Source organism: Pseudogemmobacter sp. W21_MBD1_M6, assembly GCF_052119585.1.
GTDB lineage: Bacteria > Pseudomonadota > Alphaproteobacteria > Rhodobacterales > Rhodobacteraceae > JBGQOJ01.
The window spans coordinates 602949-629336 of record NZ_JBGQOJ010000001.1; the positions used below are offsets into that span (position 1 = coordinate 602949).

Genomic DNA, 26388 nt, shown 5'->3' on the forward strand with positions numbered 1-26388 from the left:
AAAAACGCTTACAAATGATACGCTTGTGCAAAAGATTTGTGGCTTTTAGGTCGTGATCTTCGCCAATGCCGCCTCTGCCGCCGCCCCCAAACGCAACAGTTTTTCTTCCGAACCGGGCGGAGTCATCAGCAAAATCCCCGTCGACGGTACGCCTGTGGGCAGTGTCAGGCCCGGCAACCCCATCAGGTTCCCGATCCTTGTGTTGCGCAACGCCAACAGGTTTTCCGCAACAAAATAATCGTTGTCCGCGATCAAGCGCTTCAGATCGGGCGGCATGATCGCCGCTGTCGGGATGATCACGGCGTCATATCCGGCCGTCTTTTCAAGATAGACCGCCCGCAGTGCCATCATCCTTTTCTGCGCCGCGACATAATCGACGGCCTTGAATGCCCCGCCCGCGCGGAACCGTTCCAGCACACGGTCGAACATCAGATGGGGCGCTGCCTCGATCTTTTCGCGCCACTGGGCATAGGCCTCGGCGGTGAACAAAACCGCCGACAGGGTCATTGCCTCGGCGATTTCGGGCACCTTGACGTGGGCCACCGACGCACCTGCGGCCCTCAATCGGTCAACCGCTTGCGCGAACCCGTCCCGCGGGCCGTCCCGCAAGCCGTCCATCGCGACCGTGTCCAGCACCATCAGCCGAACACCATGCAACGACGCGCCGGACAGATCCGCCGCCGGCTTGCCCTCCAGCGCGGCCAACATCAGCGCCGCATCTTCAACCGTGCGGCACAGCGGCCCAACCGTGTCGAAACTTTCGCATAGCGGCACGACGCCGGTCAGGCTCAGCCTGCCGCTGGTTGTTTTCAGCCCCACCAGATCGTTCCACGCCGATGGCAACCGAACCGAGCCGCCCGTGTCGGACCCGATCCCGCAAGGCGCCAGACCAAAGGCAACCGATGCCGCCGCACCCGACGACGACCCCCCGGGCACCGCACCTGCATCGTTCACGCAGGGCGGCGTTTCCTTGACGGGGTTATAGCCCAACCCCGAGAACGCCAGCTCTGACATATGGGTCTTGCCCAAACACACCAGACCCGCCGCCGTCGCGTTTTTCAGCACTTGCGCGTCCTCGGCCGGCACGCGCCCCTTCAGCAGGTCCGATCCCGCCTCTGTCACCACACCTGCCGTATCGAACAGGTCCTTCCATGACACCGGCACACCGTCCAGCGGACCCAGTCGCTGCCCGGCCTTCGCCCGCGCCGATGCGGCACCCGCCTCGGCCAGCGCGCGCGCCTCTGTCACCCGCGCGTAAATCCGGTCGCGCAGGGGATGCGCGTTGATCGCGTCCAGATAACAGCGGGTCAACGCCACTGGGTCAATCTCGTGCGCCGCGATCCCGCGTCCCAGATCCGCCATGCTCATCCGCAACCATGTGTTCGACATTTCCGCACCCTTTGCCAATTTGTCGCGACGGTAACGGCAAGGCTTTGCATGGACAATCCCGTTGATGCGCTCATATTGAGGGGCATGAAACATGATGCGGATATTTTGATCATCGGTGGCGGGCTGAACGGCTCTGCCTTGGCACTGGCGCTGGCGTCGGGCGGCATTTCAACCTGCGTTATCGACGCACTGCCGCTGGACACGCGAACGGGCGACCGGTTCGACGGTCGCAGTTATGCGCTTGCCCTCGCCTCGCAGCGGTTGCTGTCCGCCATCGGCATCTGGAACGGTATCGCGGATCAGGCCCAGCCGATCCTGGAGGTAAAAGTTACCGATGGGCGCGCGGGCGAAGGCCCGTCGCCCTTTGTGCTGCACTTCGATCACCACGAGATCGAGGAAGGCCCGATGGGCTATATGATGGAAGACAGGTATCTGCGCCGGGCCTTTCTGTCGGCCATGGCCGACAGCCCGCTGATCACCCATCTGTCCGGCGAAACCGTCGTTGCCCAGTCAACCGACGCGAACAGCGCGACCGTCACGCTTGCCAGCGGAAAAACGCTTTCCGCCCGCATCCTTGTGGGGTCGGACGGGCGGCGCAGCGGCACTGCCGAACGCGCCGGCATCAAGCGCACCGGATGGGGCTACGGGCAGACCGCGCTGGTCTGTGCCATCGGCCACGAAAAGCCCCACGACGGCATCGCGCATCAGTTCTTCATGCCCGCCGGCCCGCTGGCCATTCTGCCCTTGCCCGGCAATCGCTGCTCCATCGTCTGGAGCGAGACAGACGCCAACGCCGCCGCGATCAATGCGCTGGACGACGCGGCCTATCTGAACGTCCTGCGCCCGCGCTTTGGCGATTTTCTGGGCGGGATTTCCCTGACCGGCGCACGCTTTACCTATCCGCTGAACCTGACGCTGGCCAACGCGATGACCGCCAACCGCCTTGCGCTGATCGGGGATGCGGCCCACGGCGTCCATCCGATCGCCGGACAGGGCCTGAACCTTGGCCTGCGCGATGTCGCTGCGCTTGCAGAGGTCATCGTTGACGCGAAACGGCGGGGCGAGGACATCGGCACCAGCCTTGTCCTTGACCGCTACCAAGGCTGGCGGCGGTTCGACGTCGCCTCGCTTGCGGCGGCGACGGATGGATTTAACCGACTGTTTTCCAACGACAACCCAATCCTGCGACTGGGGCGCGATCTGGGGATGGGGATGGTCAACGCCCTGCCCGGCCTGCGCCGCCGCTTTATACGAGAGGCGGCAGGCCTGACCGGCGATCTGCCCCGACTGATGCAGGGCAGACCGATCTAGATGCGTTAAAACGGCAGACCGGTATAGTTTTCGGCCAGAACCAACCGCCGCGCCTCTGACGTTTCAAGGTACGCCAGTTCGCTGTCCTGCATCCGCTGCTCGAACGCGTTCTGGTCGGGGAACCGGTGCAGCATGGTCGTCATCGACCAACTGAAACGCATCGCCTGCCAGACCCGTGACAGCGCATCGGCGGAATAGGTCTCAAGGCCCGAAAGATCACCGCCCAGATAGGCCTTTTTCATCGCGGCGACCAGATAATGCACATCCGATGCGGCAAGGTTCAATCCCTTCGCCCCTGTTGGTGGCACAATATGGGCCGCGTCCCCGCACAGGAACAACCGGCCCCACCGCATTGGTTCGGACACAAAGCTGCGAAGCGGCGCGATGGATTTCTCGATCGACGGCCCCGTCACCATCGTTTCTGCGACAGAGGGCGGCAACCGGCGCTTCAGTTCCGCCCAGAAGGCGTCGTCAGACCAGTCTTCGACTTTATCCGCCAAATCCACCTGAATGTAATAGCGTGACAACGTCGCATTGCGCATCGAGGCCAAGGCAAACCCGCGCGGATGGTTGGCATAGATCAGTTCTTCGGCGGCGGGCGGCGTGTTGGACAAAACCCCGAGCCAGCCAAAAGGATAAACCTTTTCATACTCTTGCCGGACATCCGCCGGAATCGACGGGCGGCTGACCCCATGGAACCCGTCACAACCGGCGACATAATCACACTCCAGCCGCTGCGCCACGCCGTCCACTGTGTAGGTGACATAGGGCGCATCACTGTCCAGATCGTTCAGCACAACATCCGACACGTCATGAAGAACCGTCGCACCTATGGCATCCTGCGCGTCATACAAATCGCGCGTCACCTCGGTTTGACCGTAAACCATCACCTGACGTCCGCAGCTTTCCTTGAAGTCGACACGCACCATCCGCTCGGACGAACTGAACAGGCAGCCGTCATGCACGATACCGTCGCGGTTCATCCGGTCGCCCGCGCCCGCCTCGCGCAGCATTTCGACCGTGCCCCATTCCAGCACACCGGCACGGATCCGCGACAGAACATAATCGCGCGACTTCCTCTCCAGGACGACGGTTGATATTCCCGACCGGTTCAGAAGTTGCGACAGCAAAAGCCCTGCGGGGCCGCCCCCGATAATTGCCACCTGCGTTTTCATCCAACCCTCCAAAGATCTGGATGGATATACTATCGCGTCCGCGACAGATCAGAATGGACGATCCGCGTTGCATCTGGCACTATTCGGACATGAAACGCGACCGCACGGCCCACAATCAGATTCCCGCCTACCAGCTTTATGGCGAAGACCGCGTGTTTCCCGACGTTCTGCACTGCGAAAGGATCCTCGACCGCGCGGCGGGTCTGGAATGGACGATTGCGCCGCATCGGCACCTGCATCTGCACCAGATATTCCTGCTGCGCAGCGGGGCGATCACGCTAGAGGCGGATGGAACAGATTACACCCTGTCACCCCCGACAGTCGTTTCAATTCCGCGCGGCATGGTGCACGGGTTCCGGTTTTCAAAAGGAACGGACGGCTATGTTTTGACGGTTCCAACACAGGAACTGCCCGATGTGTTCGGGCCGAACTCTGTCCTTGCCCAGCCGATTTCGCAGTTCAAGACAGGCGCGGCGGATGATGCTGTGGCGCAGCTTTTTGACCGGATATTCGCCGAGTATCAGACGACAGGTCCGGTGCGGACCCTGATGATAACGGCGCTGGCAACACAGATCGCCTGTCACGTCGTCCGCCCCTCTGACGGATCAGAGACGATCACATCAAGCCCGCCGAAGAACCCAAGAATGGAACAATTCAACGCGCTTTTGATGGCACATTTCCGCCAGAAATGGCAGGTGTCCGATTACGCCAGATCCATGTCGGTATCGGCCCGCCACCTTAGCCGGATATGCGCCGCGGCTACGGGGCGCCCTGCCGCGTATCACATCGAAGCAACCACATTCCAGGAGGCATGCCGCCTGCTGGTATATACCCGCATGACCGTTGCAACCGTCGGCTATCAGCTTGGCTTTGATGACCCGTCGTATTTCTCTCGGGCGTTCCAGCGGCACATCGGGCTTTCCCCGACCGCCTATCGCGACAGGTTCGACCGATAGCGATGGCCCGCAGCGGAACCGGCCAACGCCGTCACTCGATCTCGCGGGCCTCGTCGATCAGCATCACGGGGATGCCGTTGCGGATCGGATAGGCCAAATGCGCCGCCTTCGAAATCAGTTCCTGCGCCTCGGCGTCATAGGTCAGCGGCGCACGGGTCTTGGGACACACAAGTGCTTCCAGCATCCGGCGATCGAATTCGATGGCATCATTCATTGCATTATTTCCTCGTTGCTGCCGCCCCGTAACCCGAATTCAATCAAGGTAACAAGGGTTTCGCGCCGCGTCGCAAGCGATGGCGCCTCTAGCAATGCCTGCTTTTCCTCGGGATCAAAGGGACAAAGCATCGACAAAGAATTTATCAACATCTCGTCTTCTGCCTCTTTCAGGCTGTCCCAGTCCGTCGACAGATCCTGCGAGGCAAAGTAGCGGCCCAGAAGGTCCAGAAACGCGGGCCGGTCAAAGTCCGGGTCTTTTTCCGTCGGACCAAGGTCGCGCTCGAACCCGCCCCAGCTCACGTCAGCGCGCAAATACGGGGCGAAACCCGATACTTCGCGCTGAATGCGGAAACGGGAAATGCCGGACAGCGTAACCATGTAACGTCCGTCCTCGGTTTCGGAAAATCCGGTCAGGCGACCGGCGCAACCGATCATATGCAACCGCTTTCCCGCGCCCTCTGGCACCTCTCGCGGCTGGATCATACCGATCAGCCGATGCGCGGTTTTCAACGTATCGTCCAACATCGCCAGATAGCGCGGCTCGAATATATGCAGCGGCAACCGTGTGCGCGGCAACATCAAAGCCCCCGGCAAGGGGAACAACGGGATCGTTTCGGGTAGGTCTGCGGAGGTCATCATGTCGATGTATCTAGTCCGCTGTCAGTATCAGGCAAACACCATCGACGACAATTTCCGCCGCCCCGTCAGCGCGATCGGATCCTGCGGTTTCAGCGCCTCGAAGATGATGAACAACTGCGCCTTTGCGGCTCCGTCGTTCCAGTCGCGGTCGCGCCGGAACAGATCCAGCAATTCGGCAACCGCCTCTTCGACCTTGCCGTTCGCGTGCAATGCCAGCGCCAGATCGAACTTCGCCTGATGATCGTCAGGGTTGGCATCGACCGCCGCGCGCAGCTCTGTTTCGGGGCCCGCGTTGGCGGCTTGTTTGGCCAGTTCGATTTGCGCACGCGCAGCTTCGATGACAGGCTTCAGCGCGATCTCGGCAGGAACGCCGTTCAACACGGCTTCTGCCTCTTCCGGCTCGCCCAGTGCCAGATACCCACGGATCATGCCGGAAAAACTCTCGGCATTCAGCGGGTCCTCTTCCAGAATGGCCGCAAAGGTCTGCATGGCATCTGCAGTCTCTCCGGCGTCCAGCATGGCCTCTGCCGCCTCGACGGCGTCCGCCAGACCATTGTCCGGCGCACCGGCAAGCGCCGCCGCCTTTTCAACGAACGCCTTCAGTTCTGATGCGGGCACGGCCCCCTGAAAGCCGTCAACAGGCTGGCCCTGCCAAAAGGCATACACCGTGGGGATCGACTGAATGCGCAGTTGCGCCGCGATTTGCTGGCATTGGTCCACATCGACCTTAACCATTTTCACGCGGCCCCCCGCCGCTTTCACAGCCGCCTCCAGCGCGGGACCAAGCGTCTTGCACGGCCCGCACCAAGGCGCCCAGAAATCGACGATCACAGGCACTGTCTGGCTTGCCTCTACGACATCCGCCATGAACGTCGCTTCGGTTACATCCTTGATCAGGTCGCCCGCCGCCGCTGGTGCCGCGGCCTTGCCCAGTTCGATCATCTTGTCCGGTTCCATTCTATTGTCCGTCTTGGTCAATAAATGGGGCATTTGCCGGTGCAGCGCAAGGGCAGCGCCTGTGCCTTTCGCAAAAGCGCTGTCCCCACGGGGACACGCATAGGCAGAGTTCCGAGGCGGCACACCCTGCACGAGCCGCGCCCGAATCCGGTGCCTACAGATCGAATGTCGCAAAGACCGGCGCATGGTCAGACGGTTGCGTCCAGCCCCGCGCGGCACGCAACACACGGCTGCCGTGGCCTGCCGACGCGATATCGGATGTGGCCCAGATATGGTCCAGCCGCCGCCCCTTGTCGGCCTCGTCCCATTCTTTGGCGCGATACGACCACCACGAATAAAGCCGCCCGTCGGGAATGTCGGCGCGGGTCACATCGACCCAACCGCCCGCACCTTGCGTCTCTACCAGATGCTCGACCTCGATCGGGGTATGGCTGACGACCTTCAGCAGCTTCTTGTGGTCCCAGACGTCATCCTCGCGCGGGGCGATGTTCAGGTCGCCGACAAGGATCGACCTTTGCGGTTTGTCCGCATGAAACAGGTCGCGCATCTCTGTCAGAAAATCCAGCTTCTGGCCGAACTTCTCGTTGACCTCGCGGTCGGGTTCGTCGCCGCCCGCCGGTATGTAAAAGTTGTGAATGGTGACGCCGTTATCCAGCCTCGCCGCAACATGGCGGGCATGGCCCATCTGCACAAAGTCACGCCCACCCGCATCAGTGATCGGCAGTCTGGACAGGATGGCAACCCCGTTGTAGCCCTTCTGCCCGCGCGCAACCATATGGGTATACCCCAGGGCCTGAAACCGCTCGACCGGGATCTTTTCCACCGGCGATTTGCATTCCTGAAGGCAGATCACATCGGGGGCCTCTTCGGTCATCAGCTTGCACACCAGTTCTTCGCGCAGGCGGACCGAGTTGATGTTCCATGTGGCAAGGGTAAAGGTCATTATCTCTCCTTGACGGAAATATCCGTGATGTGGACTGATCCTGCTCGGACCGGAATTAAAGAAACCAAGATCACGGAGGGCGCCCGAAAGTCAAACAAAAGACCCCTACTAGAGGGCGAAAACTGGCAGGGCATGACCCGCAACGCCCTGCGGGCACCCCCATTTGGGGAGATAAAAAAAGACCCCGCACAAAGGCGGGGCCAGTCCAACAGGGAGGATGTCGCGTTATAACCCCAACGCGACCAGGGGATGCCAATTCAGAAACAATTCTATCCTATTTGAGAGGATTGCCGATGATTTTGTCAACATTAAGGCAGTCTAGGCGACCAGCCGATATCCACCGGACTCTGTGACCAACAAGCGCGCATTCGATGGATCGGGCTCTATCTTCTGGCGCAAACGGTAGATGTGGGTTTCCAGCGTATGGGTCGTGACACCCGCGTTATAGCCCCAGACCTCGTGCAGCAGAACATCACGGGCAACGACCCCTTCTGACGCGCGGTAAAGGAATTTCAGAATATTCGTCTCTTTCTCGGTCAGACGGATTTTCTTTTCATCCTCGGTCAGAAGCATCTTCATGGCCGGCTTGAACGTATATGGCCCCAACTGGAACACAGCATCTTCGGACTGTTCATGCTGGCGCAACTGGGCGCGGATACGGGCCAGAAGCACCGGAAATTTGAACGGCTTGGTGACGTAGTCATTTGCGCCCGCGTCCAGACCCAGAATGGTGTCCGCGTCACTGTCATGGCCTGTCAGCATCAGGATCGGGCATTTCACCCCCTGCTTGCGCATCAGACGGCACAACTCCCTGCCGTCTGTATCGGGCAGGCCCACGTCAAGGATCACCAGATCGTACAGCGCCTCTTTCACCTTGATCATGGCCTCGTGGCCATCACCGGCTTCGAAGACATCGAAGTCTTCGGTCATAATCAACTGCTCGCTCAGCGCCTCGCGCAGGTCCACTTCGTCGTCAACCAGCAGGATCTTTTTTACGGTGCTCATCTGAACATTCCTTATAAGCTCGTTTGATAGATGTTCTTGAGTAACGCCCACGACAAGTTTTCCGACCGGCTCCTCACGCTCTCGTGTGATAATGACGGGAAATGTTTCATATTCGGGCGGAAACAGCTACAGCACTGAAACAACTGTAACCATATTTGGCCCGAAATGACCCTATCGCCCGACATCGTCGAACGCCTGGCCCGCGCCCGCGCCGATTTGCGCATGGGTGTGCCCGTTGTTTTGCAAGGCCCGGACAGCGCCGCATTGGTGTTCGCCGCCGAAACCCTCAGCGCGGACCGCCTTGCGCAACTGCGGGTTCTGGGCGGTCAGCCGGTTCTTGCGGTGACCGACAAGCGCGCCGAAACCCTGAAGGCGCGGGTCTATGACGGCGACCTCGCACGCATCGTGCTGCCGGTGAATGCCACGCTGGACTGGGTTCATGGCGTGGCCGACCCCGCAGACGACCTCAACGTGCCGATGAAGGGGCCGCTGGTCACCCTGCGCGACGGATGCGCCGACCTGCACCGCATCGCCATCACGCTGGTCAAATCTGCACGGCTTTTGCCCGCGGCAATTGTCTTGCCCATGCCTGACGGGGCGGGCATTGCAACCCGCAACGACCTGACCCTGATCAACACCGCCGCCGCCGCCGCCGTTCTGACCGCCAGCAGCCCCCTGCACGCCATCATCAGCGCAAAGCTGCCGCTGGAGGTATCAGAGGCGGGCCGCCTGCATGTCTTCCGCCCCGAGGATGGCGCAGAGGAGCACTACGCCGTCGAAATCGGCAAACCGATGCGCGACGCGCCGGTGTTGGCGCGGCTGCATTCGGCCTGCTTCACCGGCGACCTGCTGGGGTCGCTGAAATGCGATTGCGGGCCGCAGTTGCGCGGCGCGCTGGCACAGATGGGCGAGGCAGGCGCAGGCGTGCTGCTCTACCTCAACCAGGAAGGGCGCGGCATCGGCCTTGCCAACAAGATGCGCGCCTACTCGCTTCAGGATCAGGGGTTCGACACGGTCGAGGCCAACCACCGCCTCGGGTTCGAGGATGACGAGCGTGATTTCCGCATCGGCGCCGACATTCTGAAGGCGATGGGGTTCAGCGCGGTTCGGCTGCTCACCAACAATCCCGCCAAGATCGACATGATGCAGGCGAACGGCATCACGGTCACAGAACGCGTGCCGCTAAAGGTCGGCCATACCCGCCAGAATGCGCACTACCTTGCGACCAAGGCAAAGAAATCCGGGCACCTGCTGTGACGCCGCGGGATCTGGTCCTGACCAAACGCGGCCTTCGCTTTATGGGGCGGCAGTTCCCCTGCACCATCGGGCGCACGGGCCTGACATCCGACAAAACCGAAGGCGACGGAGCGACGCCAAGGGGCACCCACAGCCTTGTCGGCTGCCTGTACCGCCCCGACCGTCTGGCAAAGCCCTGCGATTGGGCGGTGCCGATCCGGCCCGCCGACCTTTGGTCAGACGATCCGCGCGACGAGGATTACAACCTGATGGTCCGCGCGCCCTACCCCCACAGCCACGAGCGCCTGTCACGCGCCGATCCGATGTATGACATCGTGCTGATCACCAACTGGAACTGGCCCTATGCCGAACGCGGCAAGGGCAGCGCGATCTTTCTGCACCAATGGCGCCGGCCCCATGCCCCGACAGCGGGCTGCGTGGCCTTCGCCCGCCGGGACCTGATCTGGATCGCGGGCAAGATCACCCACCAAACCCGCCTGATCATCCGCTAAGATGTTTTCTTTGTTCCTGAAAATATCCTCGCCGAAGGCTTAACTCTTTTCGGCACAGCCCTAATCATACGCCCGCGCGCCGAAAATCGCGGACCCGACACGCACATGGGTCGCCCCCATCGCAATCGCCTTTTCGAAATCGTCGCTCATCCCCATCGACAGCCCCGCCACGTCGTTCCGCGCGGCGATCTTGCGCAGCAGGGCGAAATGCAGGGTCGGCTCTTCGTCGGCGGGGGGAATGCACATCAGCCCGACGACCGGCAGGTCAAGCGCGCGGCATTCCGCGATAAAACCATCGGCCTGCGCGGGCAATACACCGGCCTTTTGCGGTTCCTCGCCGGTGTTCACCTGTAGAAACAGGTCGGGACAATGCCCCAGTTCCTGCGCCAGACGTGCGATGCCTTGCGCCAGCTTGGGCCGGTCTACGGAATGGAATGCCTCGAACAACTCCATCGCCTGACGCAGCTTGTTGCTTTGCAGCGGCCCCAGCAGATGCACCTGCACGCCGTCATAGGCCTTGCGCAGGGCGGGCCATTTGCCTGCGGCCTCCTGCACTCGGTTCTCGCCGAACAGGCGGTGGCCTTCGTTCAGAACGGCCGTGACCCGCGCAAGCGGTTGCACCTTGGACACGGCGATCAGGTTCACACAGCCGGGAACGCGACCCGACCGCAGTTCTTCGGCGCGGATACGGGCGGTGATTTCTGACAGGGACATGGGATTTCCAATCGGGACGGACAGACCTGTCCTTCAATGCCTGATCGGGGGGCGGGGTCAAGACCGATTGACCGCACCGGATACGCAAAGCCGGTGCGCCCATAAAAAAAGAGCGGGCCTAAGCCCGCTCTTTCCTTCAAACCAATCCGTTAGGATTAGAAGGACATCTTGATGCCGAGTTCGGCTTTGGTTCTTTTGTTGATCTCGCCAACAGCACCCATCAACTTTGCGCCGCCGCCCAGGTCGTAGGATGCGCCGATAGCAGTCGATGCGCCATTGACAGCAGTGCCATTAGCACCAGCAGGTGCGTTGTTGTCAGCATAACCAACGGACAGGGTCAGAGCGTCCATGGTGTACGAAGCGATAACGCCGTATGCTTCCAAGTCTTTGCCAACTTCTGGGTTAGCAGCAGTGTAGACTGCGTCAACCTTGATCGCGCCGAACTTGCCGCCAGCACCAACCGACACTGCGTCGAAATCGGTTGCTACGGAAGCAGCTTCCAGGTTCACAACGTTGTAACCAGCGCCGACATAGTAATCACCAAAGTTGTACTTTGCGCTTACGCCGTATGCTTCGTTCTTGTCAGGAGTGCCGAGTACAGCAGGCACAACACCGACTTTTTTGCCAATGGCAGCCGACGCAGCAACAGTCACCGCACCGAACGAACCGGTGTAGTTTACGTTGTGGCCGATGCCGTTGTCGTCGCCGCCGAATGCTTCAGCAGTGTTGTCAAAGCCGATGCCGTTGTCGCCGAAATCGGACAGACCGAATTCACCAGCTTCGGAAACTGCGCCCATGGTCAGCTTGCCGAATGCGCCGGAGATGTAAACGCCGGAGTCATCGTTTGCGATTGCGCCGTTGTCGTTGACGATGTGGTTCGTGAACGCACCAAAGCCCAGACCGCCATCGGTTTCGCCGGACAGGGCGAAGTTGATGTTTACGTCAGCGTCTGTGGTGACTTCGGAGTTGCCAGTGTTTGCAACGTCTTCAGCATAGGCGAAGCCCATGTAAGCCGAACCGGAGATCGCTACTTCTGCGGAAGCAACACCAGCGGTCATGACCAGAGCGGTGGTAGCCAAAAGAATCTTGTTCATCGTATTCCCTCGTGAGTTTATAAGGTGTGCCCAATTCAGGGAAATCCGAATTGAGTATGTGTCTATCTCTCTCCTACCGGCCTTGATTGCAACAAAGTCGAAAACCCCCACGGCAACATTCCGGTTTCTGGTGCATCTTTGCCACAAATTTGACATCCACCCGGCGCGGCGGCGCGACCGCATCAGGGCCGGTTCGGCCCCCCGGTTTGCCGCCGGAACGCGCGCTGCTGGGCAGGGGCCTATATATATAGTCGGATTTATGGCCTGCCTTGGCGGGGTGCGGCACACAAAACCGCAACAAAACCTTGTCGCGGCGCAAGGGCTTCGCTACTAAAAGGCAGACGAACACAGTCCAGGGGCGCGTGGCAGGCATGACATTGCAAAAATCAATCGGACGGGTTCTGGCGGCAGCATCTGTAATGGGCCTTGTGTCCTGCGGCGGATTCGGATCGGCAGGATCGTCCAATTCCAGCGCCGGCATCAAAGCCACCCCCGAGGTTCAGGAAAAAGAGTCCACAATCTGGGACCTTCTGGACAACAAGGCGGACCCGAACACCACGATCGCGGTAAACCGGTATATCTGGACTGCGGCGCTTGATGTTCTCAGCTTTTTGCCCGTCGAGGCGGCTGATCCGTTTTCGGGTGTGATCGTCATGGGCTATGGCACCCCGCCGGGTGGTGGCCGCGCCTATCGCGCGACGGTCTATGTGCAGGATCCCGCGCTTGACGCGCGGTCGCTGAACCTTGCGATCCAGACCCGCAACGGCCCGGCCAGCGCGGAAACCGTGCGCGCGGTCGAAGATGCGATTCTGACCCGCGCCCGGCAATTGCGGATTGCCGATTCCAAGCTATAGACCGTGCCATTCCACTGTGTATGACGTTCGCCGGGCCAGACTGCCCGGCGTTTTACTTGATAAGGACCACCTGACATGTCCCGCTATTCTGCCGATGACGTTGAACCCAAATGGCAACAGGCCTGGGATAGCGCCGAAGTGTTCAAGGCCCGCCGCGACCCGTCCAAGCCGAAATATTACGTGCTGGAGATGTTCCCCTATCCATCGGGGCGCATTCACATGGGGCATGTGCGGAACTACACGATGGGCGACGTCATCGCGCGATACAAGATGGCGACAGGGCATAACGTGTTGCACCCGATGGGCTGGGACGCCTTCGGGATGCCCGCCGAAAATGCCGCGATGCAGATCGGCGGCCACCCCAAGACATGGACCTACGGCAACATCGCCGACATGCGCGCCCAGATGAAGCCGCTGGGCCTGTCGATTGACTGGTCCCGCGAATTTGCCACCTGCGACCCCGAATATTATGGCCAGCAACAGTCGATGTTCATCGACATGCTGCACAAGGGTCTGGTGTATCGAAAGAATGCCGTGGTGAACTGGGACCCGGTCGATATGACGGTTCTGGCCAACGAACAGGTGATCGACGGCAAGGGCTGGCGGTCGAACGAACCTGTGGAGCGGCGCGAGCTGACGCAATGGTTCTTCAAGATCTCGGATTACTCGGAAGAGCTGCTTGGCGCGCTGGACACGCTGGAAAACTGGCCCGACAAGGTCAAGCTGATGCAGGCGAACTGGATCGGCAAATCGCGCGGTCTGCAATTCGCCTTTTCCACCATCGACGCGCCGGACGGGTTCAACCGGATCGAGGTGTATACAACCCGCCCCGACACGCTTCTGGGGGCGTCGTTTGTCGGTATTTCCGCCGATCATCCGCTGGCCAGGCAGCTGGAAAAGGACAATGCCGGGATCGCCGCCTTCAACACGGAATGCCGCGCGCTTGGCACCACCGCCGAGGCGATGGAGAAAGCGCCGAAGCTGGGGTTTGACACCGGCCTGCGCGTGCGCCACCCATTTGATACCGCGTGGGAATTGCCCGTCTACATCGCCAACTTCATCATGATGGATTATGGCACAGGGGCGATTTTCGGCTGCCCCGCCCATGACCAGCGCGATCTGGACTTTGCCCACAAATACGGCCTGCCCGTTGTCGACACCTTTGTGGCGCTGGAAAACGGTGCGCCTGTCGGGACCGAGGCCTTTGTGCCGCCCAAGACGGAACCCGTGCGTTGGGTCAAATCTTTTGCCGGCGAAGAGATCCAGACCGGCGAACAGGCGATCAATGCGGCGATCGAGTTTTGCGAGACGAACGGCATCGGCCACGGTGTTACCAATTACCGCCTTCGGGATTGGGGCCTGTCGCGCCAGCGGTATTGGGGCTGCCCGATTCCGGTGGTGCATTGCGACGACTGCGGTGTGGTGCCCGAGGCCAAGGAAAACCTGCCCGTCCGTTTGCCCGATGACGTGACCTTTGACAAACCCGGCAATCCTTTGGACCGGCACCCGACATGGCGCAATTGCGCCTGCCCCGCCTGCGGAAAGCCTGCGCTGCGCGAGACCGATACGATGGACACCTTTGTCGATTCGTCCTGGTATTACGCGCGCTTCACCTCGCCCCACGCGGAAACGCCCACCGACGCGGCGGATGTCGATTACTGGATGAACGTCGACCAATATATTGGCGGTATCGAGCATGCGATCCTGCACCTGCTTTACTCGCGCTTCTTTGCCCGCGCGATGCACGCCACCGGCCACCTGCCCGCAAAAGCGATAGAACCGTTCAACGCGCTGTTCACCCAAGGCATGGTGACACATGAAATCTATCAAACGCGCGATGACAAAGGGCGGCCGGTGTATCACCTGCCAGAGGACGTGACCGGCGGCAAACTGGCCGACGGGACCGAGGTGGAAATCATCCCCTCGGCGAAAATGTCCAAATCCAAAAAGAACGTCGTCGATCCGATGAACATCATCGGCGCCTATGGTGCCGATACCGCCCGCTGGTTCGTTCTGTCCGATTCGCCGCCCGAACGGGATGTGGAATGGACTGCTTCCGGTGCCGATGCCGCGTTCAAGTTCCTGACCCGCGTCATGCGTCTGGCAACGGACCTTGCCGAAAACGGGGCCGACACAGCCGAGGGCGACCTTGATCTGCGAAAGGCGATGCACAGGGCGACGGACGAAGTCACCCGCGGGATCGAAGGCTTTGCCTTCAACAAGTCGGTGGCAAAGCTGTACGAGTTTGCCAATACCATCCAGAAATCAGGGGCGGGCCGCATTGCCAAGCGTGAGGCGATAATGGTTATGGCGCAGTTGATGTCGCCCATGACGCCCCATATCGCCGAGGAAATATGGGCGTTGCTGGGCGGTCAGGGTCTGGTCACCCAAGCCGCGTGGCCACAGGTCGACCCTGCGATGTTGGTCGAGGATACCGTGACCCTGCCGATCCAGATCAACGGCAAACGGCGCGCCGAACTACAGGTTCCCGCCGACATGCCGAAGGAAGAGGTTGAAAAGCTCGCGCTGGCGCATAAAGCTGTGCAAAAGGCGCTGGACGGCGGCGCGCCCAAGAAACTGATCGTCGTGCCTGGCCGGATTATCAATGTCGTCATTTAACCGCCGCCTCTTTGTTTTGTCGCTCGCAGCCCTTGGTGGCTGCGGGTTCCAGCCCGCCTATGGCCCGACTGGCCCGGCAAAAGCCCTGCGCGGCCAGATTCGCGCCGCAGACCCGACAAGCCGCGATGGCTTTAACTTGGTGAGACGGCTGGAGGACCGGCTGGATCAACCGGACAACGCGAAATACGCGCTGAACTACGAGATCACCAAAACACCCGAAGGCGTTGCGATCACGCCCGAACAAGTCGTTACGCGCTACACCGTCGAAGGCAGCATCGTCTTCACCGTCACCGACATCGCGACCGATGCGCAGGTCTATTCTGGCAGGGTCAACAGCTTTACCAGCTATTCCGCGACAGGCACTGCCCTGAACACCCAATCTGCGGCACGCGACGCGGACGACCGCCTGATGACCATTCTTGCAGACCAGATCATCACGCAACTTGTCGCCACATCCGCAGGCTGGGCGACATGAAACTGACCGGGCGCGATGCGAATGGCTATTTCGCGCGGCCTGATCCGAAACGCATGGGGCTGCTGATTTTCGGTGCCGACGCCATGCGCGTCGCCCTGAAGCGGCAAGAGGTCATCGCGAACATCATCGGCCCGCAGGGCGACGACGAAATGCGCCTGACCCGGATTCCCGCCTCTGACCTGCGCAAAGACCCCGCCATGCTGACCGACGCGATCAAGGCGCAGGGATTTTTCCCCGGCCCCCGCGCCGCCTTTGTCGAGGACGCGAATGAGACGGTATCGAAGACCATCATTGCAGCGATCAAGGACTGGCAAGAGGGCGACGCCGCGGTCATCGTCACCGCCGGTGCGCTGAAGGCAACATCTGCCCTACGCAAGGCATTCGAGGGACACAAGAACGCCTACGCCATCGGCATCTACGACGACCCGCCAACCCGCGAGGAGATCGAGGCCGCCCTGCAGAAGTCCGGCGTGAAGAACGTCGACCGCGAGGCAATGAACGACCTGACCGCCCTAGCAAGAGAACTTGACCCCGGCGACTTTCGCCAGACGGTTGAAAAGATCGGGCTGTACAAGCTCAACGATCCGACACCGGTCAATTGCGACGATATCAGCGCCTGCGCCCCCACCTCGACAGAGGCCGATCTGGACGATGTGCTGAACATCGTCGCCGAAGGGCGACAGGCGGAAATCGGGCCGGTCATGCGCAAACTGGAAGGTCAGGGAATGCAGCCTGTTGGCCTGTGCATCGGCGCGATGCGCCATTTCAGGACGCTTCACGCTGCGGCCTCTGCCCCCGGCGGCGCGGCGTCGGGCATATCGCGCGTGCGCCCGCCGGTCTTCGGGCCGCGCCGCGACCGGATGCTGAAACAGGCGCAGGGCTGGGGCACGCATAAACTGGAACAGGCGATCACCATGCTGACGGACACCGACCTGTTGCTGCGCTCTGCTGGTCAGCGGGCCCCGCAAATGGCTCTGGTCGAACGCACGCTGATCAGAATCGCAATGTTGGGGCAACGCTGAATGTACAAAGTCATCGGCAACATCCGCACCCGCACGCTGCGTGTTCTATGGGTTCTCAACGAACTGGAACAGCCCTTTGCGCATGTGGCCGCGGTCCCCGGCAGCGCAGAGGCAAAAGCCGCGAACCCCTCTGGCAAGGTGCCGGTGCTGCTGGACGGCGGTGCCTGTCTTACGGATTCCACCGCCATCATCCAATACCTTGCCGACAAGCACGGCACACTTACCTTTCCGGCAGGCACGATAGATCGGGCGCGCCAGGACGGCTTTACCCAGATGATCCTCGACGAAGTTGACGGCGCCCTGTGGACTGCCGCGCGCCACAGCTTTGTCCTGCCGGAAGATATGCGGATCGCCGAAATCAAGCCCTCGCTCAAATGGGAGTTCGCGCGCGCGCTCTCGCGCCTTTCGGGGCAACTCGGCGACAAGGCCTTTCTGATGGGCGACACGATGACTGTGCCCGACATCATTCTTGCCCATTGTCTTGGCTGGGCGACCTCGGCGGGTTTTCCTGTCGAAGACGCCAATCTTCAGGCCTACGCCGCGCGCCTGCGTGATCGCGCCGCATTCAAGGCGTCGATGGGCGCGGCCTGATACTTTGTTCCAAAAATACTCTCGCCGAAGGCGTTCTGCCTTCGGCAATCCTATTTTACGTGGTAGGCCGCCGCATGCTGTCCGGCCCAACGTCCTGTGGCAAGGCAGGCGGTGATCAGGTAACCGCCCGTTGGCGCCTCCCAATCCAGCATTTCGCCGGCGCAGAATACACCAGGCGCTGACTTTAGCATCAGCCCCTCGTTCATTGCCGCAAAAGGCACGCCGCCAGCGGTTGAAATTGCCTCGTCGATCGGGCGCAGACCGGTGTGTTTGACCGGTAGCTTCTTGATCAACTGCACCAGCATTTCACCGCTTGGCAGGGGGCGGCCGAATTCCATCAACAGGGCCATACGCGCCGGATCCAGCTTTAGCGCCTTGCGGATATGGTTGACCACGGTGTCCTTGCCACGCGGACGCGCAAGGCGTTCGGCAACCTTTCCATGCGTCCAGTCAGGCATCAGGTCAAGGGTCAGGTCCGCACCGGTGCGGACCGCCTTCGACACGGCGTAGATGCCGCCGCCTTCCAGCCCGCGCTTTGAAATCACGAACTCGCCGCGCACCGGATCGCCCGCATTCAGCGCAACACCTTTAACCGGTGTCCCGAACAGCGGGGCCATATGGGGCGACCATTCCACCGAAACCCCGGCGTTCGCGGGCTGGAAAGGCGACAGGGCGACGCCGCGCTCCTCCAGCAGGGCGGACCATGCCCCGTCAGAGCCCAGTCTGGCCCAACTCGCGCCGCCTAACGCCAGAACAGTCACCGCAGGGCGCAGCACCTGCGGGCCGTCCGGCGTGGCAAACGCGAAACCACCATCGTCCCATCCCACCCAACGCCAGCGCGTCTTGACCTCGACGCCCAGCGCGGCCAATCGGCCCAGCCACGCCCGCAACAGGGGCGATGCCTTCATCGTTTTCGGAAAGACGCGACCGGATGTGCCGGTAAAGACCTCTTGCCCCAATCCCCTTGCCCAATCCTGAACCGCAATCGGATTGAACGCACGGATCATGGGCCGGATCACCCAACGAGCCTCGCCGAAAACAGGCTCTAACAAGGCCATATCTTCGTCTTTGGTCAGGTTCAGGCCCGATTTTCCGGCCATCAGGAATTTACGCCCGACCGACGGCTTCGCCTCGACGATCAACACCTTGCGCCCCGCCTTGGCCAGTTCCTCGGCGGCCATAAGGCCCGCCGGACCAGATCCGATCACCAAAGCGTCGATTGCGATATCATTCATTGCGGAAACCCGCCTTTTATTTCGACCACGCGATGCGGGTATGGAATTTCAATGCCAGCGTCCTTCAATGTGTTCCAGATCACGAACAACACATCGGACGTGTATTTGTTTTTGCCGTCGTCCAGACCGTTCACCCAGAACTCCAACGCGAAATCAATGCCGCTGTCACCAAATCCGCGCAGTTCGCAGTCGGGCCGGTGATCGTCTTTCAGAATACCGGGCAGCTTTGCCACGGCTTTGGTGATCAGATCGGGCACCAGATTGATGTCAGTATCATAGCTGACGGAAAACGGTGCCTCGTAGCGTTTTGCAGACCCTGCGTCGGAATAGTTGATCACCCGTGTGGTAATGAAATCCTCGTTCGGAACAGCGATCCATTTGCCGTCGAAGGTTTCCAGAATCGCCGCGCGGGCGGTCATTTTGACAATCGTTCCCGCCTCTCCCCCGTCCAGCTCGACGTAGTCGCCGACGGTTGCCTGCCCTTCGAGCAAAAGGATCACACCGGAGATGAAGTTCGACGCGATCTTTTGCAGGCCAAAACCCAGACCGACACCGATGGCACCGCCCAGAACCGCCAAGGTGCCAAGGTCGACACCGATGATGTTCATCAACAACAGGAACGCCGCGCCGAAAATCGCAATTTCGACGGCTTTGGCGGCCAGTTCGCGCGTTGCGGGGCGCATTTCCTGCTTGCCGATATAGTCCGCACTTTGCCGGTTGGACCAGTTTCCAAGCCAGATCAGGATACTGCCCGCAATGGCACCGCGCACCAGTGACATGGCAGAAAAGCGGATATTGCCAAGGCCCAGCGTCAACTCTTCCAGATAGGTCGACACCTCGTCCAGAATGCCCAGCGCATATAGCCCCGCGACAGGGACCAGCACAAAGCGCCCCAGAAGCTTAAGAAACGGATCCTGTAGGATCGTTTGCACAAGGATACGCGCCGCAAAGAACAGGAACACCCGCTTGCCAAAGGCGATCACGGCGCCCGACCCGAACAGCGACCGCGTGATCTGCTCTCCGATACCGGTAAAGGCATAGGCAAGGACCGGCATGATCAGCGGCAAGAAGATCAGGATGAAACGGCGACCTTTGGCAATAAGATGCGTCTGGTCGGCGGGCGGCGTGATCAGCGAGACCAAAGCGCGGGTCAACCGCCGCGATACAAGCACCGCCAGAAAATAAGCCACCAGAAGAATGGCAAACTGCGACCAGGCGGCGGGGCTTAACAACCACCCCGCAGCCAGATCCCATGCCTGATTCAGATACCCCATCGCCTGGGTCACAAGTTCTGATTGACCGTCCATCATGGCCCCATCGTTAATCTTGGTCCCTGTTACACACTTACAGGGGCCACGCAAAGGCACACAATTTGGTCCGGGATCTGGTCAGACGCACATCGCCTTTATCGCTGCCACATGCGCGGGGGTCGCAGACAGCGCGTCGGTGGCCAGCGCCCGCGCATCGTCGATCAGCGTCTCTTTCGGGATGATCCGATCGATCAGCCCGAACGACAGCGCCTCGATCGCGGTCAGTTTGGCGCCACCCATCAACACCAGCCTGGCGCGCGACGGGCCGACCAGTGCGACCATTCGCGCGGGATCACTCGGCTGGGGCAAAAAGCCCAGCTTCATCACGGGGTAAAAGAACTTTGCGTCGGGCACGCCAAGCCGCAGATCACAGGCCAGCGCCATGCCGAATGCGCCCCCTGCCAGCGTCCCGTTCAGGGCGGCGATTGTCAGGCAGGGCAGTGCGGCGATCGCGCCCGATAACCGTTCCCAGACCGGATCAGTCGCCAGACCGGCGCGCGCCTCGTCCAGATCGGCCCCCGCGCTGAACACCTTTCCCGCGCCGGTCAGGATCAACGCCTGCGCGCCTTGCGCGGTTTCGGCAATGTCGGCCAATTGTTCCAGCATGGCGCGGGTGACAGAGTTGGCCTTATCGGGACGGTTGATCGTTACGATCCAAAGCCCGCCCTCCTTCGAGACCTCTATCATGTGTTCAGTCCAATCTGCCGGCGAATGCTGTCGTCTCGCAATGAGATCTCCTGCCCCAGAAATCCGTCGGCCTTTTTGCCACACATCCAGACCAGAGCTTTCGCGGGCCAATCGGCCGGAATATGGGCTGACCAATCAAGTGCCGCAACCGGGCCCACGCCGCTTTCCTTGATCTCGCGCTGCATTTCCGTGGCCACGGTTCCGGGGGATAGCCCGATCGCGCGGATGCCTTTGGACCGTCCTTCTTTATCTGCGCACATGGTCAACATAGCGGCCCCCGCTTTGGACGCGCAGTACTGGCTCCAGCCTTCCAGAGGGTTATGGGCGGCGCCCGAACTGATCGTCAGGATCGTCCCGCCCCCTGCCGCCTGCATCACCGGCATCGCCGCGCGCATGCCGTAATAGACGCCCTTCAGGTTGATGTCGATGACATGGCCCCATGCCTCGGGGTCAGATACGTCGAGCATCGAAATAGGCTCTATCACGCCCGCATTGTTGATCAGAACGTCCAAAGACCCAAATGTCTTCACGGTCACATCGACGGCACCGGCCACCTCCCAATAGCGGCTGACATCGCAGGGAATGGCGATCGCGGCATCGCCCAGTTCTCCGGCCAGGTCGGCCAGCGCCTCTCCGCTGCGGGCCAGCAGCGCAACGCGGGCACCCGCCGCGACAAACTGTCGTGCCGCCGCCGCGCCAATGCCGCGGCTTGCACCTGTAATCATAACGGTTTTTCCAGCGAGATCGGTCATGACATCCTCCTGTTGGTCACGCTCACGTTAGATTACGCCAAGGCACAGTTCCAGCCTCCTTGCCCCCTTGACGCTCGGGCTGGTCCGGCGGACACTACTGCCCGTATATTGGAACAAAGGTCAGAGTATGCCACATTGGATGAAAATTGGCGGCACAGCCGCGATGATCTGCATTGCAGGGGCGACAACGGCGCAAGCCGATGTGACCGCACAGCAGGTTTGGGACAACTGGAAGTCAATGTTCGCGGCCTATCCAGAGCTGGAAATCACCAGCACCGAAGCCATGTCGGGCGATACCTTGACCATCAGCAATTATACGGTCCGTGCGGATACCTCCGAGGGCGGGTTCACCATGACCGTGCCCCAGATCGCATTCAAGGAAATGAACAACGGCACCGTGTCTGTCACGATGTCCGATCAATATCCGGTTCACATGGTGTCAAAGCGAGGCACGGGCGAAAAGACCGACATGACGCTGATGATTCGCCAACCCGGTCTGACGCTTGTCGCCCATGGCGACGAGGCGGACACGACCTATGATTTCTCGGCCCCCACGACCCGCATCACAATGGACAAGATGGTGGTGAACGATACCCCCGCCGATGTGGTTCTGGATGTGGCTGTCAACGGGATGGCCGGGTTCTACAACGTCAAAGGCACCGGCGTTCAAACTGTGACATCCGCGTTCAATGCCGATACCGCAACCCTTGAAATCAAGGTCGCAGACCCGGAAAAGAATGGCACATTCGCGCTGAATGCCGATGTGGCAGACCTGAAGTCCAGTTCAGAAAGCAGCATGGGCGAGATGTTCAACAGCATGAACATGGCGGACTCGTTGAAGGCCGGATTCGAGGCTGGCGGCGTGTTCAGCCATGGCGCGATGGCCTATGATGCCTCGTTCCGCAACGAAGGCTCCAGTTCGGCGTCGAAAGGCGCGATTGCCTCGGGCACGCTCGACTTTAAGATGGGCAAGGATCAGCTGGAATATGGGGGCACATCGTCCGGTGTCGCGATCGAGATTTCGGGCACCGATATTCCGTTTCCCTCGATCAACGTTGCACTGGCGGAAAGCGCGTTCAACCTTTTGATGCCGATCACTCGGACCGATACCCCAAAGGACTTTGGGCTACTGGTCAAACTTGCCGGCCTTTCGGTCAGTGATGACATCTGGAACATCTTCGATCCCACCGCCGTCCTGCCACGCGATCCTGCGACACTGGTTATGGATTTCGCCGGCAGGGCGACCTGGCTCGTCGATATTCTGAACCCCGAAGTGGCCGGAACACTGTCGGGCAAAAAACCCGGAGAGGTGCAATCCCTGACCCTGAATGATCTGACGCTGCAAATTGCGGGCGCGGATCTGACCGGCACCGGCGATTTCACCTTCGACAACACCGATCTTGCAACATTCGACGGCTTTCCAAAGCCCACAGGCGCCATCGACCTGAAACTGGTGGGCGGCAATGGCCTGATCGACAAGCTGGTCGCGATGGGCCTGGTCCCGCAGGATCAGGCGATGGGCGCACGCATGATGATGGGGCTTTTCGCCCGCCCCGTCGAAGGTGCCGAGGATACCCTGACCTCGCAGATCGAGGTCAAGGAAGACGGATCGGTCGTAGCCAACGGTCAACGTCTGCGTTAAGCTCGACCCAAGGCACGGCGGACCCTCTGCCGTGCCATTTTAACAGGGCCTATGATGACCGAACAGCTTCAGACTTTTGCGATCTACGTCGGGCTGAACGGCCTTATCCTGTTGTGGTTGATGACAGAGGTCGGCTTGGTGCGCGGCAGCGTCAAAGTCTCTATCGGGGACGGCGGCAGCTTTGAATTGATCCGCGTGATGCGCGGGCAGGCGAACTTTGTCGAGACGGTGCCCTATTGCCTGCTGATCCTGCTGGGCATGGCCCTGATGGGTGCGCCCGTCTGGGTGATCCATCTTTTCGCCCTACCCCTGACGATCAGCCGCATCCTGCACGGTCTGCACTTTGCAGGCCGCGGCCCGGCGGTGTTCCGCGCGATCGGTGCCGGTGTGACAATGCTTGTCCTGTTGGTCGGATCCATCGGCGTGATCTTGCACGCGGTGCTTTAGACCATTAGATCCGTCTGGACCCTTCAAAGGAACCCGACGGATGGCAAACACCCTAGAGACCCTGACAGCCGCACTGCTGGACGCCGCCCGCAAGGCCGGTGCCGATAGTGCGGATGCGATTGCGGTGGATGGAACCTCGGTCTCGATCGACGTGCTGAAGGGCAAACTGGAACACGCCGAACGATCCGAGGGCGTCGATATCGGCCTTCGGGTGATGTTGGGCCAGCGTCAGGCCTGCGTGTCTGCCAGCGACATCAAGCCCGAAACCATGGCGCGGATGGCAGAACGCGCCGTTGCCATGGCACGCGAGGCCCCTGTTGATCCGACAGTCGGCCTTGCCGATGCCGCGCAACTGGCGCGCGACTGGGATATCGCAACCTATGAGCTGGCCGACCCCGAAGCAGAGCCCGCAGCGGCAGAGCTGGAGGATCACGCCCGCCGTGCCGAGGCCGCGGCGCTGGAGCATCAAGGAATTTCGCAGGTCCAGGCCGCCTCTGCCGGATATGCGCAGCAACGCATGCATATCGCGGCAACCAACGGGTTCTCCGGCGGATATTCCCGCACCAGCCGGTCGATCTCTTGCGTTGCGATCACCGGATCGGGTGCCACGATGGAGCGGGACTATTACGGCGATGGCCGGATTTTTCAGGCCGATCTGGACAGCCCCGAAACCGTCGGACGCATCGCGGCAGAGCGGACGTTGGAACGCGCCGGTGCGCGCAAACCGAAAACCGGCGCCTACCCCGTCCTGTTCGACGAACGCATAGCATCCTCGCTGATCGGCCACCTGATCGGCGCGATCAACGGGGCCTCGATCGTGCGCGGGTCCAGCTGGCTGCGCGACGCCATGGGCGAACAGGTTCTTCCCGCGCATCTGTCGATCATCGAGGATCCGCACCGCCCGCGCGCCTCTTCGTCCCGCCCTTTCGATGCCGAGGGGCTGCCAACGCAGCGCCGTGCGCTGGTCGAAAACGGCATTCTTCGGGAATGGACGCTGGACCTTGCCAGCGCCCGCAAGCTGGGCCTGCAAAGCACGGCAAACGCATCGCGCGGCACCTCCTCGCCGCCATCCCCCGGCGCGGGCAACCTTGCCCTGACGCAGGGCACGAAAAGCCGGGCAGCGTTGCTGGCGGATATGGGCACCGGCCTGTTGATCACCTCGATGATCGGCTCTTCGATCAACCCGACCACCGGCGATTATTCGCGTGGCGCGTCAGGCTTCTGGGTCCAGAACGGAGAAATCCAATATCCCGTCAACGAATGCACAATCGCCGGCAACCTGCGGGACATGCTTCGCACAATCGTTCCCGCAAATGACGCCCGGCCGCATCTGTCGCGCGTGGTGCCATCGCTGCTGGTCGAAGGGTTGACCCTTGCCGGCGAATGATCTTGCCCTTCTGGTCGACGCCGCGCGCGCCTCTGGCGACATCGCGATGCGCTTCTGGAATGCTGCGCCGCAGGTCTGGGATAAACCGGACAACGCAGGTCCGGTAACAGAGGCCGACCTTGCCGTGGACAGAATGTTGCACGCGAACCTTCTGGCGGCACGTCCCGACTATGGCTGGCTGTCAGAGGAAACCACAGACAGCGATGCTCGCCTGTCCTGTGACCGGGTGTTTATCGTCGACCCGATCGACGGCACCCGCGATTTCATCGCAGGCCAGCGCACCTGGGCACATTCCATTGCGGTTGCGGAAAAAGGGCGGGTCATCGCGGCGGTGGTCTATCTTCCCCTTCACGACAAGCTTTATACCGCCACGCAACAAGGCGCTCTTCTCAACGGTCAACCGATTCGTGCAAGCGCCCCGCACGGGATCGAAGGCACGACAGTCCTGTCGAACAAGCATAATCTGACAGCACCCTTTTGGCCCAACGGCCTGCCCGCGTTCACGGCGCATTTCCGTTCGTCTCTGGCATATCGCCTGTGCCTTGTGGCAGAAGGCGCGTTCGATGCGATGCTGACGTTTCGCGATACATGGGAATGGGACGTCGCCGCCGGCAGCCTGATCGCCGCGCAGGCGGGGGCAATCGTGACGGACCAGAACGGCCAGCCACCGACATTCAACAACCCTCACCCGCAACTGAAAGGCATGATCGCGGCCGGAAAAATGATGCATACCGCAGTCCAGACCGCCAGAGGCTGATCAAAAAGGCGAGTATTTGGACCGAGAAGAACACTTACATTCTTCTTGGAAAAATATCCTCGCCGAAGGCAAAATGCCGAGCCGCCGCGCAGGCGGGGCCGAGATAAAAAGAGTCGCGCGGCACGCGCGTCTTTTGGATTTCCAGCGAACCTTGACCCTACCTCCCATTACACTAGTGTGCGGCGAAACCCGCAGATCAAAGGACCCCTCTCATGACCCAACGCCTGCACCTCGTCTTTGGCGGAGAGCTTGTCGACCCGACAAAGAACGTGTTCAAGAACGTGAACGACATTCACATGGTCGGGATGTTTCCAGACTATCCAAGCGCCTATGCCGCCTGGAAATCCGAGGCGCAGCGGACTGTCGACAATGCTCATATGCGGTATTTCATCGCCCATATTCACCGGCTACGGGACGAGGCGACCGCTGCCTCGGCAACCGAAGAGCTGGGCAGTTAAGCGCG

General features: G+C 60.9%; 27 protein-coding genes. 14 read left to right on the plus strand and 13 right to left on the minus strand.

Annotated elements, in window-relative coordinates; genetic code table 11:
* Nucleotides 1-45 precede the first annotated feature (45 nt).
* Entirely contained in the window at nucleotides 46-1389 is a 1344-nt protein-coding gene (locus ACEN2R_RS02910) for an amidase (RefSeq protein WP_442039007.1), read from the minus strand.
* 84 nt (nucleotides 1390-1473) lie between these two features.
* Here ACEN2R_RS02910 and ACEN2R_RS02915 point away from each other — a divergent pair, with 84 nt between their 5' ends.
* Nucleotides 1474-2700 (plus strand): UbiH/UbiF/VisC/COQ6 family ubiquinone biosynthesis hydroxylase, encoded by a 1227-nt coding sequence (locus ACEN2R_RS02915; protein ID WP_442039009.1) that lies wholly within the window; start codon nucleotides 1474-1476, stop codon nucleotides 2698-2700.
* Nucleotides 2701-2705: 5 nt separating this feature from the next.
* On the opposite strand, the gene pobA is transcribed toward ACEN2R_RS02915, so the two are convergent.
* Nucleotides 2706-3875, minus strand: a complete 1170-nt coding sequence (gene pobA / locus ACEN2R_RS02920) for a 4-hydroxybenzoate 3-monooxygenase (RefSeq protein WP_442039011.1) — start codon at nucleotides 3873-3875, stop codon at nucleotides 2706-2708.
* Between the two features lie 20 nt (nucleotides 3876-3895).
* Between pobA and ACEN2R_RS02925 the strand changes: the two genes are divergently transcribed.
* Nucleotides 3896-4831 (plus strand): helix-turn-helix domain-containing protein, encoded by a 936-nt coding sequence (locus tag ACEN2R_RS02925; protein WP_442039013.1) that lies wholly within the window; start codon nucleotides 3896-3898, stop codon nucleotides 4829-4831.
* Nucleotides 4832-4862: 31 nt separating this feature from the next.
* On the opposite strand, the gene ACEN2R_RS02930 is transcribed toward ACEN2R_RS02925, so the two are convergent.
* The 5 genes from ACEN2R_RS02930 to ACEN2R_RS02950 form a co-directional block, all read right to left on the minus strand.
* Nucleotides 4863-5045 (minus strand): Trm112 family protein, encoded by a 183-nt coding sequence (locus tag ACEN2R_RS02930; RefSeq protein WP_442039015.1) that lies wholly within the window; start codon nucleotides 5043-5045, stop codon nucleotides 4863-4865.
* Nucleotides 5042-5686 (minus strand): LON peptidase substrate-binding domain-containing protein, encoded by a 645-nt coding sequence (locus tag ACEN2R_RS02935; protein ID WP_442039017.1) that lies wholly within the window; start codon nucleotides 5684-5686, stop codon nucleotides 5042-5044. The genes ACEN2R_RS02930 and ACEN2R_RS02935 overlap by 4 nt, the downstream gene beginning before the upstream one ends.
* Before the next feature lie 27 nt (nucleotides 5687-5713).
* The gene (trxA, locus tag ACEN2R_RS02940; RefSeq protein WP_442039487.1) at nucleotides 5714-6628 is read right to left on the minus strand and encodes a thioredoxin; all 915 of its coding nucleotides are present in this window, start codon (nucleotides 6626-6628) and stop codon (nucleotides 5714-5716) included.
* 169 nt (nucleotides 6629-6797) lie between these two features.
* Nucleotides 6798-7586: an exodeoxyribonuclease III gene (locus tag ACEN2R_RS02945; protein ID WP_442039019.1), complete on the minus strand. Its 789-nt coding sequence runs from the start codon at nucleotides 7584-7586 to the stop codon at nucleotides 6798-6800.
* 318 nt (nucleotides 7587-7904) lie between these two features.
* On the minus strand, nucleotides 7905-8591 hold the full coding sequence (locus ACEN2R_RS02950) for a response regulator transcription factor (protein WP_442039021.1): 687 nt from the start codon (nucleotides 8589-8591) through the stop codon (nucleotides 7905-7907).
* Between the two features lie 165 nt (nucleotides 8592-8756).
* Here ACEN2R_RS02950 and ribA point away from each other — a divergent pair, with 165 nt between their 5' ends.
* Complete coding sequence (ribA, locus tag ACEN2R_RS02955; protein WP_442039023.1) at nucleotides 8757-9848, plus strand: GTP cyclohydrolase II; 1092 nt, start codon at nucleotides 8757-8759, stop codon at nucleotides 9846-9848.
* Complete coding sequence (locus ACEN2R_RS02960) at nucleotides 9845-10339, plus strand: L,D-transpeptidase family protein (protein ID WP_442039025.1); 495 nt, start codon at nucleotides 9845-9847, stop codon at nucleotides 10337-10339. The genes ribA and ACEN2R_RS02960 overlap by 4 nt, the downstream gene beginning before the upstream one ends.
* A gap of 60 nt (nucleotides 10340-10399) precedes the next feature.
* On the opposite strand, the gene ACEN2R_RS02965 is transcribed toward ACEN2R_RS02960, so the two are convergent.
* Together ACEN2R_RS02965 and ACEN2R_RS02970 are read right to left on the minus strand one after the other, a co-directional pair.
* Nucleotides 10400-11053 carry a YggS family pyridoxal phosphate-dependent enzyme gene (locus ACEN2R_RS02965; protein ID WP_442039027.1) on the minus strand — a complete coding sequence of 218 codons (654 nt, stop codon included), beginning with the start codon at nucleotides 11051-11053 and terminating at the stop codon, nucleotides 10400-10402.
* A 155-nt stretch (nucleotides 11054-11208) separates the two neighbouring features.
* Nucleotides 11209-12147, minus strand: coding sequence for a porin (locus ACEN2R_RS02970; protein WP_442039029.1), 939 nt, complete (start codon nucleotides 12145-12147; stop codon nucleotides 11209-11211).
* Nucleotides 12148-12518: 371 nt separating this feature from the next.
* On the opposite strand from ACEN2R_RS02970, the gene ACEN2R_RS02975 reads away from it, so the two are divergent.
* The 5 genes from ACEN2R_RS02975 (at nucleotide 12519) to ACEN2R_RS02995 (ending at nucleotide 17708) form a co-directional block, all read left to right on the plus strand.
* Nucleotides 12519-13001: a DUF3576 domain-containing protein gene (locus ACEN2R_RS02975; RefSeq protein WP_442039031.1), complete on the plus strand. Its 483-nt coding sequence runs from the start codon at nucleotides 12519-12521 to the stop codon at nucleotides 12999-13001.
* Nucleotides 13002-13076: 75 nt separating this feature from the next.
* Nucleotides 13077-15620 (plus strand): leucine--tRNA ligase, encoded by a 2544-nt coding sequence (gene leuS / locus ACEN2R_RS02980; RefSeq protein WP_442039033.1) that lies wholly within the window; start codon nucleotides 13077-13079, stop codon nucleotides 15618-15620.
* Nucleotides 15607-16095 carry an LPS assembly lipoprotein LptE gene (gene lptE, locus ACEN2R_RS02985; protein ID WP_442039035.1) on the plus strand — a complete coding sequence of 163 codons (489 nt, stop codon included), beginning with the start codon at nucleotides 15607-15609 and terminating at the stop codon, nucleotides 16093-16095. The genes leuS and lptE overlap by 14 nt, the downstream gene beginning before the upstream one ends.
* Nucleotides 16092-17117 carry a DNA polymerase III subunit delta gene (holA, locus tag ACEN2R_RS02990; RefSeq protein ID WP_442039037.1) on the plus strand — a complete coding sequence of 342 codons (1026 nt, stop codon included), beginning with the start codon at nucleotides 16092-16094 and terminating at the stop codon, nucleotides 17115-17117. Before lptE ends, holA begins: the two co-directional genes overlap by 4 nt.
* Complete coding sequence (locus ACEN2R_RS02995) at nucleotides 17118-17708, plus strand: glutathione S-transferase family protein (RefSeq protein ID WP_442039039.1); 591 nt, start codon at nucleotides 17118-17120, stop codon at nucleotides 17706-17708. It abuts the gene before it with no gap.
* 50 nt (nucleotides 17709-17758) lie between these two features.
* On the opposite strand, the gene ACEN2R_RS03000 is transcribed toward ACEN2R_RS02995, so the two are convergent.
* The 4 genes from ACEN2R_RS03000 to ACEN2R_RS03015 all read right to left on the minus strand — a co-directional run bounded on the left by ACEN2R_RS03000 (nucleotide 17759) and on the right by ACEN2R_RS03015 (nucleotide 21692).
* The gene (locus ACEN2R_RS03000) at nucleotides 17759-18943 is read right to left on the minus strand and encodes a TIGR03862 family flavoprotein (protein WP_442039041.1); all 1185 of its coding nucleotides are present in this window, start codon (nucleotides 18941-18943) and stop codon (nucleotides 17759-17761) included.
* Entirely contained in the window at nucleotides 18940-20250 is a 1311-nt protein-coding gene (locus ACEN2R_RS03005) for a mechanosensitive ion channel family protein (RefSeq protein WP_442039489.1), read from the minus strand. Before ACEN2R_RS03005 ends, ACEN2R_RS03000 begins: the two co-directional genes overlap by 4 nt.
* A gap of 81 nt (nucleotides 20251-20331) precedes the next feature.
* Nucleotides 20332-20940: an enoyl-CoA hydratase/isomerase family protein gene (locus tag ACEN2R_RS03010; protein ID WP_442039043.1), complete on the minus strand. Its 609-nt coding sequence runs from the start codon at nucleotides 20938-20940 to the stop codon at nucleotides 20332-20334.
* A complete protein-coding gene (locus ACEN2R_RS03015) occupies nucleotides 20937-21692 on the minus strand; it encodes an SDR family oxidoreductase (RefSeq protein ID WP_442039045.1) in 756 nt (251 codons plus the stop codon). Before ACEN2R_RS03015 ends, ACEN2R_RS03010 begins: the two co-directional genes overlap by 4 nt.
* A 127-nt stretch (nucleotides 21693-21819) precedes the next feature.
* Between ACEN2R_RS03015 and ACEN2R_RS03020 the strand changes: the two genes are divergently transcribed.
* The 5 genes from ACEN2R_RS03020 to ACEN2R_RS03040 all read left to right on the plus strand — a co-directional run bounded on the left by ACEN2R_RS03020 (nucleotide 21820) and on the right by ACEN2R_RS03040 (nucleotide 26383).
* Nucleotides 21820-23334, plus strand: coding sequence for a DUF2125 domain-containing protein (locus tag ACEN2R_RS03020; RefSeq protein ID WP_442039047.1), 1515 nt, complete (start codon nucleotides 21820-21822; stop codon nucleotides 23332-23334).
* Between the two features lie 54 nt (nucleotides 23335-23388).
* Nucleotides 23389-23781 carry an MAPEG family protein gene (locus tag ACEN2R_RS03025; protein ID WP_442039049.1) on the plus strand — a complete coding sequence of 131 codons (393 nt, stop codon included), beginning with the start codon at nucleotides 23389-23391 and terminating at the stop codon, nucleotides 23779-23781.
* 40 nt (nucleotides 23782-23821) lie between these two features.
* The gene (locus ACEN2R_RS03030) at nucleotides 23822-25168 is read left to right on the plus strand and encodes a TldD/PmbA family protein (protein ID WP_442039051.1); all 1347 of its coding nucleotides are present in this window, start codon (nucleotides 23822-23824) and stop codon (nucleotides 25166-25168) included.
* Nucleotides 25155-25925, plus strand: coding sequence for a 3'(2'),5'-bisphosphate nucleotidase CysQ (locus tag ACEN2R_RS03035; RefSeq protein ID WP_442039052.1), 771 nt, complete (start codon nucleotides 25155-25157; stop codon nucleotides 25923-25925). The genes ACEN2R_RS03030 and ACEN2R_RS03035 overlap by 14 nt, the downstream gene beginning before the upstream one ends.
* A 212-nt stretch (nucleotides 25926-26137) precedes the next feature.
* On the plus strand, nucleotides 26138-26383 hold the full coding sequence (locus ACEN2R_RS03040; RefSeq protein ID WP_442039053.1) for a DUF4170 domain-containing protein: 246 nt from the start codon (nucleotides 26138-26140) through the stop codon (nucleotides 26381-26383).
* The last annotated feature ends 5 nt before the right edge of the window (nucleotides 26384-26388 follow it).

What these genes read in the sequence shown, in the direction of transcription:
- ACEN2R_RS02910 (WP_442039007.1), bottom strand. Translation starts at nt 1,389, where the DNA reads ATGTCGAACACATGGTTGCGGATGAGCATGGCGGATCTGGGACGCGGG.
- ACEN2R_RS02915 (WP_442039009.1), top strand. Translation starts at nt 1,474, where the DNA reads ATGAAACATGATGCGGATATTTTGATCATCGGTGGCGGGCTGAACGGC.
- pobA (WP_442039011.1), bottom strand. Translation starts at nt 3,875, where the DNA reads ATGAAAACGCAGGTGGCAATTATCGGGGGCGGCCCCGCAGGGCTTTTG.
- ACEN2R_RS02925 (WP_442039013.1), top strand. Translation starts at nt 3,896, where the DNA reads ATGGATATACTATCGCGTCCGCGACAGATCAGAATGGACGATCCGCGT.
- ACEN2R_RS02930 (WP_442039015.1), bottom strand. Translation starts at nt 5,045, where the DNA reads ATGAATGATGCCATCGAATTCGATCGCCGGATGCTGGAAGCACTTGTG.
- ACEN2R_RS02935 (WP_442039017.1), bottom strand. Translation starts at nt 5,686, where the DNA reads ATGATGACCTCCGCAGACCTACCCGAAACGATCCCGTTGTTCCCCTTG.
- trxA (WP_442039487.1), bottom strand. Translation starts at nt 6,628, where the DNA reads ATGATCGAACTGGGCAAGGCCGCGGCACCAGCGGCGGCGGGCGACCTG.
- ACEN2R_RS02945 (WP_442039019.1), bottom strand. Translation starts at nt 7,586, where the DNA reads ATGACCTTTACCCTTGCCACATGGAACATCAACTCGGTCCGCCTGCGC.
- ACEN2R_RS02950 (WP_442039021.1), bottom strand. Translation starts at nt 8,591, where the DNA reads ATGAGCACCGTAAAAAAGATCCTGCTGGTTGACGACGAAGTGGACCTG.
- ribA (WP_442039023.1), top strand. Translation starts at nt 8,757, where the DNA reads ATGACCCTATCGCCCGACATCGTCGAACGCCTGGCCCGCGCCCGCGCC.
- ACEN2R_RS02965 (WP_442039027.1), bottom strand. Translation starts at nt 11,053, where the DNA reads ATGTCCCTGTCAGAAATCACCGCCCGTATCCGCGCCGAAGAACTGCGG.
- ACEN2R_RS02970 (WP_442039029.1), bottom strand. Translation starts at nt 12,147, where the DNA reads ATGAACAAGATTCTTTTGGCTACCACCGCTCTGGTCATGACCGCTGGT.
- ACEN2R_RS02975 (WP_442039031.1), top strand. Translation starts at nt 12,519, where the DNA reads ATGACATTGCAAAAATCAATCGGACGGGTTCTGGCGGCAGCATCTGTA.
- leuS (WP_442039033.1), top strand. Translation starts at nt 13,077, where the DNA reads ATGTCCCGCTATTCTGCCGATGACGTTGAACCCAAATGGCAACAGGCC.
- lptE (WP_442039035.1), top strand. Translation starts at nt 15,607, where the DNA reads ATGTCGTCATTTAACCGCCGCCTCTTTGTTTTGTCGCTCGCAGCCCTT.
- holA (WP_442039037.1), top strand. Translation starts at nt 16,092, where the DNA reads ATGAAACTGACCGGGCGCGATGCGAATGGCTATTTCGCGCGGCCTGAT.
- ACEN2R_RS02995 (WP_442039039.1), top strand. Translation starts at nt 17,118, where the DNA reads ATGTACAAAGTCATCGGCAACATCCGCACCCGCACGCTGCGTGTTCTA.
- ACEN2R_RS03000 (WP_442039041.1), bottom strand. Translation starts at nt 18,943, where the DNA reads ATGAATGATATCGCAATCGACGCTTTGGTGATCGGATCTGGTCCGGCG.
- ACEN2R_RS03005 (WP_442039489.1), bottom strand. Translation starts at nt 20,250, where the DNA reads ATGGACGGTCAATCAGAACTTGTGACCCAGGCGATGGGGTATCTGAAT.
- ACEN2R_RS03010 (WP_442039043.1), bottom strand. Translation starts at nt 20,940, where the DNA reads ATGATAGAGGTCTCGAAGGAGGGCGGGCTTTGGATCGTAACGATCAAC.
- ACEN2R_RS03015 (WP_442039045.1), bottom strand. Translation starts at nt 21,692, where the DNA reads ATGACCGATCTCGCTGGAAAAACCGTTATGATTACAGGTGCAAGCCGC.
- ACEN2R_RS03020 (WP_442039047.1), top strand. Translation starts at nt 21,820, where the DNA reads ATGCCACATTGGATGAAAATTGGCGGCACAGCCGCGATGATCTGCATT.
- ACEN2R_RS03025 (WP_442039049.1), top strand. Translation starts at nt 23,389, where the DNA reads ATGACCGAACAGCTTCAGACTTTTGCGATCTACGTCGGGCTGAACGGC.
- ACEN2R_RS03030 (WP_442039051.1), top strand. Translation starts at nt 23,822, where the DNA reads ATGGCAAACACCCTAGAGACCCTGACAGCCGCACTGCTGGACGCCGCC.
- ACEN2R_RS03040 (WP_442039053.1), top strand. Translation starts at nt 26,138, where the DNA reads ATGACCCAACGCCTGCACCTCGTCTTTGGCGGAGAGCTTGTCGACCCG.